The organism is Chryseobacterium sp. Tr-659 (genome assembly GCF_011752975.1).
GTDB lineage: Bacteria > Bacteroidota > Bacteroidia > Flavobacteriales > Weeksellaceae > Chryseobacterium.
In genome coordinates, this window is the sequence record NZ_VWWP01000009.1 from 1 (window position 1) to 12,585 (window position 12,585).

Below are 12,585 nucleotides of genomic sequence, written 5' to 3' on the forward strand. Positions count from 1 at the left end.
TGTCATCCCGAAGGGATCCAAGCTATTCAATACTTATTCTATCCCCATCGGTACAGTTCCTTTTTTATTATGAACTACTTTTGTAAGTATTATAAGAATCTGTAATCCCTTCTTACTGTGTTTTCCCAAAGGGTGCTAAGCTAATTCAATATCTTTTTATCCTTAAACCTAACACTTATTATAATCCATTTTTTAATCTCATTTAAGCCTTTATATCGCTTATAACAAAAAAACTTACCTGAGGTTCCAACTCTCGATAAATCTCAGAGATAAACCCTATTTTAGGCCATAGGTAAATAAAAAACCGTCTCAGTAAAGAAACGGTTCAAATTTTATGGCATTTTGATTTTCAATCTTACATATCACTGTTAGTGTCCGGACATTTGAAATCATCACTGCAACCTGCACAAATAATTGTACCATTACAATAATACATACAGAAATCTTGTTCAGGAAGGTTAGTTCCTCCAGAAATGTTTTTTAATTGGTCTTTTCTTAGTTTTTTTAAATTTTTCATATTGTTTTAATTAAAATTTTGATAGTGATGTAAATGTAATTAAAATATTTTGAATTGGATTGCATGTGGTATATAAAAAATAAACTTATTTAGAATAATAATATTGTTAAGGTGTTTTTTGATTTATTTTAAGTTAATTATTTGAATATTAGTATAATAAATATTAAATTTAGACAAGCGTTATCCGAAAAGCTTATAGAGTAGGAGATACCAAAAAATCAAAAACTATGAAAAAACTTAAGAAACTTTCAAGAGAAGACAGAAAGAAAATTGTGGCAGGGATTGATTTCCCAGCTTACTGTTTTGACGGTGGAGGCCCTGGTGAAGGAGGCTGCTCTGCGGGATATATCTGTTCCGGAGGGCAATGTGTTCCTTACACAGGTAATCCGGGAGGAGGAGGAAACCCAGGTGGCGGCGGAGCTACATATACTTGCATTTGCCCTTGGGGAACCTTTACCCAATCTAGCCCTTGTCCGGAATTTTATTGTATTACAGGTTAAAAGATAAAAAAGAATAGCCAGTAATTTAATTACTGACTATTCTTTTTCTATTATCATTATTTCTTAATCAATCCCAATTCGATCAATCTTTCATGTAAGAATTCTCCTGCTGTTGTATCTTCGTATAACTTTGGATTGTTTTCGTCAATACAGTTTTCAAGAGCATTTAAAGACATTGCACTGATAGGGTGCATAAAGAAAGGAATAGAGTATCTTGAAGTGCTCCATAGCTCTCTTGGTGGGTTTACCACTCTATGGATGGTAGATTTCAATTTGTTGTTGGTATGTCTTGAAAGCATATCTCCAACATTGATCATTAATTCATCCGGTTCTGCAATTGCATCGATCCATTCACCATTGTGGTTCTGAACCTGAAGACCTTTACCCTGCGCTCCCATTAAAAGAGTAATAAGGTTGATATCTCCGTGTGCTGCTGCTCTTACGGCATCATCCGGTTCTTCATTGATTGGTGGATAGTGGATTGGTCTTAAAATAGAATTTCCTTCTGCGATCTTGTCGTCAAAATAGAATTCATTGAGACCAAGATGTAAAGCTAAAGCTCTTAAAACATATTGTCCAGTTTTTTCAAGCATCTGGAAGGCTTCTTTACCTACCTCGTTGAATTTCGGAAGTTCATCAACGATTACATTGTCGGGATACTCCTGTTTGTATTTTGAATCATCAGACAGGTACTGTCCAAAATGCCAAAATTCTTTTAAGTCTCCTTTTTTGAAACCTTTTGCAGTTTCTTTACCGAATCCTACATAACCTCTCTGGCCACCAATTCCTGGAATCTCATACTTTTGTTTCGTTTCCACTGGCTGGTCAAAAAAGTTTTTTACCTCTCCATATAAGTCATCTACTAGGTTGTCATCAAGAAAGTGGCCTTTTAAGGCAACAAAACCAATTTCTTCATAAGCTTTTCCGATTTCATTTACAAATTTCTGTTTGCGTTCCGGGTTGTCCGAAAGGAAATCACGCAGGTCTACACTAGGTATTTTATCCATTTTTAGAAATTTACGAATAGCAAAATTACATATTTTTTAAATTAAATGATTTTAAAATCATTATTTATAAGTTAAATTTGCTGTATGAAAAAATATTCTTCTAAGAGAAGTATCCAAATACTTGCACATCTTCTTCAGCAGTACGGAATTGCAGATATCGTAATTTCTCCGGGATCAAGAAATGCCCCTTTAGCGATTCATTTTTCAGAGATTGATAGTTTTAACTGTTACAGCATCGTAGACGAAAGAAGTGCCGCTTTTGTGGCAATGGGAATGGCTAAAAGCGAGAAGAAACCTGTTGCAATTACCTGTACAAGCGGATCTGCTGTTGTTAATTATTATCCTGCGGTCACTGAAGCATTTTATCAGAATATTCCACTTTTGATACTGACTGCCGATCGCCCTACGGATTTTGTTGATATTTTCGATGGACAGACCATAAGGCAGAAGGATGTTTTTCATCAGCATTCTTATGGTGATTTCCAACTTCTGGAAGACAGCAAAGAGAATGCGGAAGATATTAATTTCGATATTATTAAAAAGGCTATCGAGCTTTGTTTTGAAAAACAAGGGCCGGTGCATATTAATATTCCTCTGGAAGAACCTTTATATGAACTTGTTTCCGAACTTCCTACTTTTCCAACGGTTGAAAAGACTATCAAACATAAAGATTATGAAATTCCATCCAATCTTATTGCAGAATGGAATACATCTCAAAGAATTATGCTGTTGGTAGGAACAAAGGATTACAGTCCGGAATTGGAAAATCAGTTAACGCAATTGGTGAAAAATCACTCTGTGATCGTATTGTGTGAAGCCAATTCCAATCTGCACCATGAGAAGTTCTTTAAACATATTGACCGTTACATTTTCAATTTCACTGAAGAAGATTATAAAATGTATGCTCCGGACCTGTTAATCACAGTAGGGCAGAATGTAGTTTCTAAAAAAGTAAAGCAGTTTCTGAGAAGTGCACGGCCAAAGCAGCACTGGCATTTGGATGAAGTATGGCAGCCTGATACCTATTTTTCATTAACGGAAAAAATAGAGGTTAAACCTGAAGTTTTCTTTTCGAAACTCTTGAAGTTTATCAATCTTGAACCAAGACCTTATTTCAATCTTTGGGATGTTTTAAGGGATAAAAAAGATGCAAAACACGAACAGTTTTTAAATACTGTTGACTTTTCAGACTTTTATTTTTTCAATAAAGCGGCACAAACGATTCCTGAAAACTATAATATCCATTTCAGTAATTCGTCCGGTATCCGATATGCCCAGCTGTTCGATTTCGGTAAAAGAAAAATGTATTGTAACAGAGGAACCAGCGGTATTGACGGATCAACATCTACTGCAATGGGATTTGCCATCAAAAATGAAAATCCTACTTTGCTGATAACCGGAGATCTGAGTTTCTTCTATGATATCAACGGGCTTTGGAATCAATATATTCCACCGTTTGTAAGAATTATGATCTTCAACAACGGAGAAGGGAATATCTTTAAAATTATTCCGGGTCCGGGTAATGCCAATCCGAATACGCTGGATGAATTTATTGCAACCAAGCATCGAAAGAATGCGGAACATCTTGCAAAGCATTTCGGTTTCTCCTATATCAAAGTAGAAGATGAACTGACGCTGGACAGAGTTCTTGAAAATTTCTTCAAACCTGACGCACAGCCCAAAATCCTGGAAGTAAATACTTATGGGAAAAACAGTGCAGATGTACTGAAGTCTTATTTTGAATTCATGAAATAATAATATTAAAGATCAAGATATTCTTCATTATCGGGCAGATTGATAATTCTGTCAATTGGATAGATGAACATATCATCAAAATCATTTAATGCATTAATGATCTGGAAATGGGTAAATTGCTTTATATTCTGTAAAGTGATTTCCGTTTCTTTGATCTTTTTTTGTTTTAAAAGATACTGCCTTTGTACGCCGTTTAAAAGGTAAGTATTTGGGGTAAACCAGTCTTTTCCTTTTAAAAATAAAAGGTTGGAAAATGAGGTGTCGGTAATATGATTATTTTTAACAATAATAATTTCTTCGGCTTTGGCTTTCATCTTCATTTTATCCAGCTCCTTGCGGTCTTCGAACTTGAATGAATAATCGAAACTGTTGTTTTCTACCAACTGGAAATCCTGTATTTCAGGAATAGCATAAGGAATCATCTGTGTACGGACCCTTTTATCGAGATCATAAGCAATTCTTAGTTTGAAAAGACCATCTTCGTCATGCTGTAGATTTTTATAGATCTTGGCCAGATCAATAGAGTCTTCCTTCCCAAAATGAGAAAATGTTTGATTGACACGTTTTTGATGTAGATCTAATAAAAAAATCTTCTGATCTTCTACTTTAATGCTTTCAATGAATTGGGACATAGATTTTGTTTTTCATTTCCTGATATTCGTCTTCTAATTTACTCATGTGCGTTATTCCGCCTCCGCTTTTGAAATAAAGTTGATCTCCTTCTTTTTCAATAAAACGTATCATTACACAACTGTCTACATTCTGGCCGTCAAACCAGCCGCAAACTCCCGTATAATATCCTCTGTCATATCCTTCAGCTTCCAGAATTATTTCCAGGGTTTTAGGTTTGGGTGCTCCTAAAATAGATCCTGCCGGAAGAAGTTTCTGCATAATACTTCCTACTTTTCCATTATACTCAGGTTTTAATTTTCCTGATATTTCGGAACTCATTGCATACAAGCTTCTGTGAAACGTTTTGATGAAGTCTATGTATTGAAAATGATCAAGTTTTACCTCATCAGCCACCATACTCAGATCATTTCTTAGTAAATCTACTACTGTATAATGTTCTGCTTTCTCCTTTTTATCATTTTTCAGTATTTCTGCCGCATTTTCTAGAGAAGCGTCAATGGTGCCTTTCATGGGATACGTTAAGATTTTTCCGTCAATGATCTTCACAAAAGTTTCAGGAGAAAAAAATACAAAAAAATCTTTATAAAAAACTTTGTATTTCGCATTTGAGTGATAAAAAATTTCTTCGAGACTTAAATTCGTATCAATTTTAGTTTTTCTGGTATAATTTACCAGATAAGAATTTCCTAAACGAATATTTTTCTGAACTTTATCAAAACCTGTTTTAAAACTTTCAAGGGTCTCAGGATAAGATTTCCATTCTACTTTTTTATCTAATTCAGGTCTCTTTTTAGTGTTTGAAAATGATTGAAAATCAATAATTAAGCTTGATTTTTCAATTTCATTTTCTTTATAAATTTCAACATTCTCCGAGAGAAAGTCAATAACAAAAAAATAGGGAACTTTCTGGAGTGAAAGCTCATCCATTTCCATAAATTTTTGATGATTCATTGAAAACATTCTGCAAAAATACTTATTGATGTTTACTTTTGCATAAAATTTTTATGATGCAGAACAAATATCCCCAGAAACCGGGACTTGATTTTATATTGAAGCAGGCTTTTTTTTATTGGAATAAGACTCTGATCTTTCAGCTTATGTTTTCCATGGTCTTTTTTGGAATACTTCTTACCTCGTTGTTTTTCTTCGGTTCCAGATATGGAATATTAGAACAAAACCAGGTACTGGCAGAAGCTCTTAAAGATGGTGCCAAGGCTTATATGGAAAAGATTGCGGAATTAAGTGCTACTGAAAATTATCAGATGTTCACTCTTGCTATCTGGATGACCAGCGCATTTCTTTATCCGCTGAATCTTGGAATGTTCCAGATTTTCAGAAAGCTTGATCTTAATGAAAAAATTGTGTTGGGAGATTTGTTTGCAGGGTATAATGGGATTAACTTTTTTAAATACCTGGGGTATTACCTTTTCTGGTTCTTTATTTACAGATTTACAGTTCCTACAGTATTATTGGCGATACTTTGGGTAGCTATGACCATTTTTGTAGCTCCATTAATGTTTTTTACAGATAAAAGAATCTTTGAAGCTATTTCACTGAACTTTAAAGCTTTTAAAATGTATTTTGTAGAAATAATGGTTTGCATAATGGTGGCTGTTTTGTTTAAATATTTGGGCTTCACTCTGTTTTTGGTGGGAGGTCTTTTTACTTTTCCTTTCTGGAATGCCATGATTTATTCATTATATAAAACTGTTTTTTCAGAGAAAAGTTAAATTTCATGGATGTTTAATGTGTTTTTTTATCAAAAAAAGTTAAATTTGATAAAATCATTAAATATTTAAACTATGTCTGAATTTAACGAATTTGACCAGCAAGGATCTGTCCCAAATAGAGATACAGGATCAATTATTTCTCATGCTTTTGAAATGTATAAAGGGGTTTTCGGCTATGGAATCGTAGCGATGATCGTTTACCTGATTGGCGGGTCAGTTATTCAAATGCTTACTGGATTCAACTCTGCTTCTATGATGGAAGAGATGCGGTCTTCAGGAGGAGATTTCAATTACTGGAATACACCTGGGCTTTCTTTATATATGGGGGCTTCCAGTCTTTTCGGGATTTTACTGTCTCCGTTATATGTGGGATTGATCTATATGGTTAATAAATACAATACCAAAAATCCGATTGAATTTACGGATTTGTTTATTGGTTATCGCCAGAATTTTGTCAATATCCTGATCTATAGTTTCCTTTCGGGAATTATTTCTACAGTTGCATTAATGTTATGTGTTATTCCAATCATTTTTGTGTATCCTTTACTATTATTAGGGTATCCGATTTTGTTATTTGAAAATGCTTCAGCAACTGATGCTTTGTCAAAATCTTTCAATATTGCTAAAGAAAATTACGGAACTTTTTTATTGACCACTTTTTTAGGAGCTTTAATTTCCGTAGCTGGAGTAATTCTTTGCGGAATAGGTGTTATTTTAACCGCTCCGTTCATGATGATCGTTATGTACTCAGCCTATTGTGCCTTTCTAGGAAAACCAAGGCAGATCATGTACAGTAAATAATAAAAAAGAATAAATGATGAATAAAGATAAACAGATAAGCAGTGTTGCCATAAAGCAGGTGTCTTTGCTGGCAATTATTTTGGTGTTGGCAGGATTGATCTGTTTTAACCTTTCGTTGTTTATTCCTTCCGTTTTAGGAGCGATTACCATCTATGTTGTGTGCAGGAAATATAATTTTTATCTGCAGGAAGAAAAGAAATGGAAACCATCACTTGCTGCATTTGCTTTGATGTTTGCAAGTCTTATTGTCCTTATTCTGCCTATCTATTTCATTGCAGATCTGATTATTGATAAACTAGGAAACGCACAGGCTTATATGGCTAAGTTCAATGTTTTTCTGGATAAAATACACTCTTATATTTATTCTAAAACAGGATTTGATATTTTGAGTCAGGAAAATATGAATAAACTGAAGAACTCTGTAGGGAAAATATCTACTTCAGCACTCAGCGGAACATTTAATACCCTTACAGTGGTGATGTCCATGTATTTTATTCTTTATTTTATGCTGGAAAAACCAAGGTTGTTTGAAAGAATACTGAGCACTTCAGCTCCGTTGAAAAGATCAAACATTTCTTTGATAGGCGATAAAATGAGAAAACTTATCATGGCCAATGCTATTGGAATTCCTGTAGTGGCAGTTGGGCAGGGAATTGTAGCGCTTATCGGGTATCTTATTTTTGGAGCGCCAGGAGCGGTATTGCTTTTTGCTTTGACGGCTGCAGCCTCCGTAATTCCCGTAGTAGGAACTGCAATTGTGTACGTTCCCGTATGTATCTTTATGATTGCAGAAGGCAATACTGTTCAGGGATTAGGATTAGCTGCCTACTGTGTAATTGTGGTAGGGCTTACGGATAATCTGCTTCGTTTTACCCTTTTGAAAAAATTGGAAAATATTCATCCGTTAAATACGGTATTCGGGATTATTATGGGAATGAACCTGTTTGGCTTTATGGGACTTATTTTCGGGCCTATTTTGATCTCACTTACACTTCTTCTGATCCAGGTATACAGAAATGAGTTTTCTGACGAAAATGCCCCGCCTGATCTTGAATTACCCGATCAGAATAAACTGGACGAAAAATTAATTTAATTATATAAAAAAGTGGACGGAATAAATCCTGAGATATTAAAAGAAATCTGTGTTATTAAAATGCCTTTCGGGAAGTATGAAGGAACAGTACTTGCCGATCTCCCGGTAAGTTATCTGGAATGGTTTAACAGAAACGGAATGCCTAAAGGGAAACTGGGAATGCAGCTTTCTACAGTTTATGAAATTAAAATCAATGGTTTAATGGATTTGCTGATCCCTATAAGAGCATCAGTAAGAAACGGAATATAACAAAAATTTACCTGTAAACCAATTTCGGGCAGCATCGAAGATGCTGCCCGAAATTGGTTTATCCTTATATATTCAATTAAAGTAGAGCCAGAAAGGAATTCAGATCTTGATTTTTGGGCACATTAAGTTTGTTTTTAATTTTTGTTTTATACACTCTGATAGTTCCCGGTGAAGTATTTTCAATGGTAGCGATTTCCTTTGCAGAAAGATCCATTTTGAAATAATTGCACAGCTTTAATTCAGTTTTGGTAAGCTTTGAGATGGCAAGTAGTTTCTCAGTGAAAAGCTGATTTTCGACGCTGTTTTCGTAGTTGTTTTCAACAAATTTTTTTTTATCAATATTTCCTAAATTATTGATTGTTGAAATCATTTCCTTGATGGTATTACTGGATTCTGTATCACTGGAGTTTTTGATCTTTTTTAAGTTTTCTAAAATGATTTTCTCAGTGTCTTTTTTAAGGTTGATATTTTGATATAATTGATTAATTTTCTTTCTGTCAGAGGATAGTCTGTTTGCAAGTAACTTTTTTTCACCCTCAGTCTCTGTTATTTTTTCCCGATGTCTTTTTATAATACAAAGTGTAATAGAAATCAGAATAATGGATACGGTGATGAGTAACGCATAGGTTAATAAACTTATTTTCTTATTGGCATCTATTTCACTTTGATGATTTTCGCTTAGCTTACTAACCAGTATATTGTCTGAGATAGAAGAAATATTTTTTATATTCTCTACCTGCTCAACATTAAATTTATCATAGAGTACATTTACCTTTTGGGATATGCGGATAAGATTTGGTAAATCATTATTCTGAATATAATAATTCTTAAAAATTTTATTAACAGTAAGAAGATCTTCAGTAGATTTCAACTGATGTTCAAACTCTTTCAGATGAAGAATAATATCTTTGTTTTTTAAATTTTGTCCGGAATTTGTATACAATTCAAATAAGGTGTTGTAACAGTGAGTCAGTTCATGATAATTGTTGGTAAGATTATAATGGTTAAGAGCTTCTGTTAATTCCTGTTCCGATTCTCCATAATTTTTGATTTTAAGTAAATAAACGGCCAGGTGCTGTTTCATAAAGAAAAGAAAATTTTTTTCATCTCTGGTAAGGCTTCCTTTATCTATTAAAATATTAATTCCTTTTTTAACTTCCTCAATTGCTTTTTTATAATTTCCTGTTTTACGGTAAACGGAGCTGAAATTATTATACATGGAAGCTCTGAAAAGATATTCATTCTCCGCTAATTTATTTAAAGACTGATTAAAAAATAACAAAGCTTTAGAATAATCTTTTTTGTTATAATAGAACCTCCCCTTAGCATGGTATAAATGTGCTATAAAATATTCTTTGGGCTCTTTTTTGTTATACATAATTGCACTGTCTAAAAATTTCATAGCGAGATCCGGAGAAGATTTTTCAAGTTTAAGGGACAGATGAAAATAACAGGACATTGATATGAAACTGTATTTGTCGTTATTAAGTTTTAATAAATCTAGGGCTAAAGGTATCTGATCGAAATATTTTGCAGGGCTTGTTTCTTCACGTAACAAAAGAAATTCTATGTACTTGCTGCTGATAAGATATTTTTTTTCACCAGTTTTTTTATATTTCTCAAATTCTCTCGCCTTAGCTTTATTAATATAGCTTGTGTCATACTGGAACGGGCTTAATTCTTTAGTGATATTATAAAAATATTTATTGGAATTTTCTGCTCTTTTGCAGCTTATAAATAGCAGAAAAAAGATAAATAAGTAGGGCTTGTATTGCATGTGTTAATAAGTCATTGAAGGGAATTAAAAATAAATATTTTTTAGAGATATGAAATAGATACGCTAATGGGAATAGTCAATACAAAGCTTTTTCTTTGAAGCAGCTAAAAAATGTTTTAAAACAGAAAAAATAGAGGACTTTTATTCTTTAAAAGGGATAAATGACAGAAAATAAAAAACTGAATAAAAGTCGGAAAGCCCTATCAGAAGCTAATTTACTACTCCATAGATGTTGTTAAAGACTCCTGAAAAGCGCTACTTTAAACAAAAATGAAAAGAACATAAAAAAAGAGCAATGCACATTGAGTTGTACATTGCTATATTTGTAAATCGGGTTATATGATCTGAAATTTTACGCTTTTAGAGCAGCAATTTCATCTCTTAACTTAGCCGCTTTTATAAAATCAAGATTTTTAGCAGCTGCCTCCATTTCTTTCTGCTTCTGGGCAATCATTTTTTCGATATCTTCTCCGGCATAGGTGGCTTTGGTTTCAGCAACTTTCTGAAGAATTTCTTTTTGAGTATATTTTTCATCAGGGAAATCTTTACTTCTTCCTACCAGATTTTCAGAGATTTTTTTGTTCAAAGCTTTTGGCTTCAGTCCATTATCTTCATTGTACTGCATTTGTTTGGCGCGGCGGTATTCCGTTTCGTCTAACGTAGCCTGCATAGATTTGGTAATTTTATCAGCATACATGATCGCTTTTCCGTTAACGTTCCTTGCGGCACGCCCAACCGTTTGGATCATTGATCTTCTGCTTCTCAGCATTCCTTCCTTATCCGCATCCAAAATGGCAACCAATGAAACTTCAGGTAAATCCAATCCTTCCCTTAATAAATTAACCCCAATAAGAACATCAAATAGCCCAAGACGAAGATCCTGCATAATCTGAATACGTTCAAGAGTCTCCACATCAGAATGAATGTATCTTGTTCTGATTCCGAACTTTGTAAAATATTTGGTAAGCTCTTCAGCCATTTTCTTGGTTAAAGTGGTCACTAAAACCCTTTCATCAGCATCAGCTCTTTTCTGGATCTCCTCCATCAGGTCATCAATTTGGTTTAATGAAGGCCTTACCTCGATAATAGGGTCAAGAAGTCCTGTAGGACGGATAATCTGTTCAATATAAGCTCCGCCTGTTTTTTCCAGTTCATAATCTGCAGGGGTTGCAGAAACGTAAATTACCTGATTCTGAATGGCTTCAAATTCCTCAAATTTTAAAGGCCTGTTATCCATAGCAGCAGGAAGCCTGAATCCATATTCTACCAATGCTTCTTTTCTGCTTCGGTCACCTCCATACATGGCATGAACCTGCGGAACGGTAACGTGGCTTTCATCAATAACCATTAAAAAGTCTTTTGGAAAATAATCAATAAGGCAGAAAGGTCTCGTACCAGGAAGTCTGCCATCCAGATATCTCGAATAGTTTTCAATTCCTGAACAATATCCAAGTTCTTTAATCATTTCAAGATCCAGTTCGGTTCTTTCCTGAAGTCGTTTAGCTTCTAACGGTTTTCCCACAGAACTAAAGAAATCTACCTGTTTCACCATATCGTCCTGAATGTCTTTAATGGCCCCGTTTAGCGTCTCCTTGGAGGTAACGAAAAGATTGGCAGGGTAAATTTGTATTTGATCAAAATTGTCTTCTACATTTCCTGTAACAGGATCAAAACTTTGTATTTTTTCTATTTCATCTCCAAAAAACTGAATTCTGATCGCATTGTCAGTATAAGCAGGAAAAACATCAATCACATCACCTTTTACCCGGAATGTACCTCGTTGGAATTCATTTAATGTTCTGGCATATAATGCATTAACTAAAGAATGGAGAAGCGCGGTTCTCGTTACTTTCTCACCAATTGCAATAGATATCAATGATTTATGAAACTCCGTTGGATTCCCAATACCATAAATACAGGAAACAGATGCTACTATCAGAACATCTCTTCTTCCGGAAAGAAGACTGGCGGTAGCAGAAAGACGAAGCTTTTCAACCTCTTCATTAATGCTCAGGTCTTTCTCAATATAAGTTCCGGTGGTTGCAATATAAGCCTCCGGTTGGTAGTAATCATAGTAACTCACAAAATATTCCACAGCATTTTCCGGAAAGAACTCTTTAAACTCCATAAAGAGCTGAGCCGCTAATGTTTTATTATGGGCTAAAACTAAGGTCGGTCGCTGAACATTTTGAACAACATTAGCAACAGTAAATGTTTTTCCGGAACCTGTTACCCCAAGAAGTGTCTGATATTTCTCGCCGATCTCAATGCCTTCGGTAAGTTTTTCAATAGCTTGAGGCTGGTCGCCGGTAGGTTTATATTCTGATTGAAGCTTAAAATCCATAGAAAAGAATGTATATAACAAAAATACGAAAGAAATTATTAGGCAGGATAATGTTTTGGTGCTGAATATTTTGATAAGAAAATTTTAACCGATTGAAGATATATTACCAGGTTTTATTCCTTTCTTTGTGGACGTAAATAGGCTATTCATCTGATCTTATGGTTACTATCCGTTTATTA

At 34.2% G+C, this 12,585-nt stretch carries 12 protein-coding genes; 6 read left to right on the forward strand and 6 right to left on the reverse strand.

The annotated features are described in order from the left end of the window. Positions 1 to 355: 355 nt before the first annotated feature. Positions 356 to 517 (reverse strand): bacteriocin-like protein, encoded by a 162-nt coding sequence (locus F3J23_RS17760; RefSeq protein WP_167032129.1) that lies wholly within the window; start codon positions 515 to 517, stop codon positions 356 to 358. Between the two features lie 227 nt (positions 518 to 744). On the opposite strand from F3J23_RS17760, the gene F3J23_RS17765 reads away from it, so the two are divergent. Continuing rightward, positions 745 to 1,017 carry a hypothetical protein gene (locus F3J23_RS17765; RefSeq protein ID WP_167032132.1) on the forward strand — a complete coding sequence of 91 codons (273 nt, stop codon included), beginning with the start codon at positions 745 to 747 and terminating at the stop codon, positions 1,015 to 1,017. Between the two features lie 56 nt (positions 1,018 to 1,073). Here F3J23_RS17765 and F3J23_RS17770 read toward each other — a convergent pair whose 3' ends face one another. Continuing rightward, positions 1,074 to 2,024, reverse strand: coding sequence for an isopenicillin N synthase family dioxygenase (locus tag F3J23_RS17770; RefSeq protein ID WP_167032134.1), 951 nt, complete (start codon positions 2,022 to 2,024; stop codon positions 1,074 to 1,076). A gap of 84 nt (positions 2,025 to 2,108) precedes the next feature. Between F3J23_RS17770 and menD the strand changes: the two genes are divergently transcribed. Then, complete coding sequence (menD, locus tag F3J23_RS17775) at positions 2,109 to 3,779, forward strand: 2-succinyl-5-enolpyruvyl-6-hydroxy-3-cyclohexene-1-carboxylic-acid synthase (RefSeq protein WP_167032137.1); 1,671 nt, start codon at positions 2,109 to 2,111, stop codon at positions 3,777 to 3,779. A 5-nt stretch (positions 3,780 to 3,784) separates the two neighbouring features. On the opposite strand, the gene F3J23_RS17780 is transcribed toward menD, so the two are convergent. Further along, positions 3,785 to 4,411, reverse strand: coding sequence for an aminotransferase class IV (locus F3J23_RS17780; protein ID WP_167032139.1), 627 nt, complete (start codon positions 4,409 to 4,411; stop codon positions 3,785 to 3,787). Further along, on the reverse strand, positions 4,395 to 5,372 hold the full coding sequence (locus F3J23_RS17785) for an aminodeoxychorismate synthase component I (RefSeq protein ID WP_167032142.1): 978 nt from the start codon (positions 5,370 to 5,372) through the stop codon (positions 4,395 to 4,397). Before F3J23_RS17785 ends, F3J23_RS17780 begins: the two co-directional genes overlap by 17 nt. 47 nt (positions 5,373 to 5,419) lie before the next feature. On the opposite strand from F3J23_RS17785, the gene F3J23_RS17790 reads away from it, so the two are divergent. From F3J23_RS17790 to F3J23_RS17805, 4 genes are all read left to right on the forward strand, one after another. Further along, positions 5,420 to 6,142, forward strand: a complete 723-nt coding sequence (locus F3J23_RS17790; RefSeq protein WP_228455374.1) for a hypothetical protein — start codon at positions 5,420 to 5,422, stop codon at positions 6,140 to 6,142. Between the two features lie 72 nt (positions 6,143 to 6,214). Then, a complete protein-coding gene (locus F3J23_RS17795) occupies positions 6,215 to 6,943 on the forward strand; it encodes a beta-carotene 15,15'-monooxygenase (RefSeq protein WP_167032147.1) in 729 nt (242 codons plus the stop codon). A 13-nt stretch (positions 6,944 to 6,956) separates the two neighbouring features. After that, on the forward strand, positions 6,957 to 8,036 hold the full coding sequence (locus F3J23_RS17800) for an AI-2E family transporter (protein ID WP_167032150.1): 1,080 nt from the start codon (positions 6,957 to 6,959) through the stop codon (positions 8,034 to 8,036). 21 nt (positions 8,037 to 8,057) lie between these two features. Further along, entirely contained in the window at positions 8,058 to 8,285 is a 228-nt protein-coding gene (locus tag F3J23_RS17805; protein WP_167032507.1) for a DUF3820 family protein, read from the forward strand. 76 nt (positions 8,286 to 8,361) lie between these two features. On the opposite strand, the gene F3J23_RS17810 is transcribed toward F3J23_RS17805, so the two are convergent. Further along, positions 8,362 to 10,062 carry a LuxR C-terminal-related transcriptional regulator gene (locus F3J23_RS17810; protein ID WP_167032153.1) on the reverse strand — a complete coding sequence of 567 codons (1,701 nt, stop codon included), beginning with the start codon at positions 10,060 to 10,062 and terminating at the stop codon, positions 8,362 to 8,364. A gap of 352 nt (positions 10,063 to 10,414) precedes the next feature. Next, on the reverse strand, positions 10,415 to 12,406 hold the full coding sequence (uvrB, locus tag F3J23_RS17815; protein WP_167032157.1) for an excinuclease ABC subunit UvrB: 1,992 nt from the start codon (positions 12,404 to 12,406) through the stop codon (positions 10,415 to 10,417). Between the last annotated feature and the right edge of the window lie 179 nt (positions 12,407 to 12,585).

Coding starts and splice junctions, on each gene's coding strand:
- F3J23_RS17765 (WP_167032132.1), top strand. CDS start 745: ATGAAAAAACTTAAGAAACTTTCAAGAGAAGACAGAAAGAAAATTGTG.
- F3J23_RS17795 (WP_167032147.1), top strand. CDS start 6,215: ATGTCTGAATTTAACGAATTTGACCAGCAAGGATCTGTCCCAAATAGA.
- F3J23_RS17760 (WP_167032129.1), bottom strand. CDS start 517: ATGAAAAATTTAAAAAAACTAAGAAAAGACCAATTAAAAAACATTTCT.
- F3J23_RS17810 (WP_167032153.1), bottom strand. CDS start 10,062: ATGCAATACAAGCCCTACTTATTTATCTTTTTTCTGCTATTTATAAGC.
- menD (WP_167032137.1), top strand. CDS start 2,109: ATGAAAAAATATTCTTCTAAGAGAAGTATCCAAATACTTGCACATCTT.
- F3J23_RS17785 (WP_167032142.1), bottom strand. CDS start 5,372: ATGTTTTCAATGAATCATCAAAAATTTATGGAAATGGATGAGCTTTCA.
- F3J23_RS17790 (WP_228455374.1), top strand. CDS start 5,420: ATGCAGAACAAATATCCCCAGAAACCGGGACTTGATTTTATATTGAAG.
- uvrB (WP_167032157.1), bottom strand. CDS start 12,406: ATGGATTTTAAGCTTCAATCAGAATATAAACCTACCGGCGACCAGCCT.
- F3J23_RS17800 (WP_167032150.1), top strand. CDS start 6,957: ATGATGAATAAAGATAAACAGATAAGCAGTGTTGCCATAAAGCAGGTG.
- F3J23_RS17770 (WP_167032134.1), bottom strand. CDS start 2,024: ATGGATAAAATACCTAGTGTAGACCTGCGTGATTTCCTTTCGGACAAC.
- F3J23_RS17780 (WP_167032139.1), bottom strand. CDS start 4,411: ATGTCCCAATTCATTGAAAGCATTAAAGTAGAAGATCAGAAGATTTTT.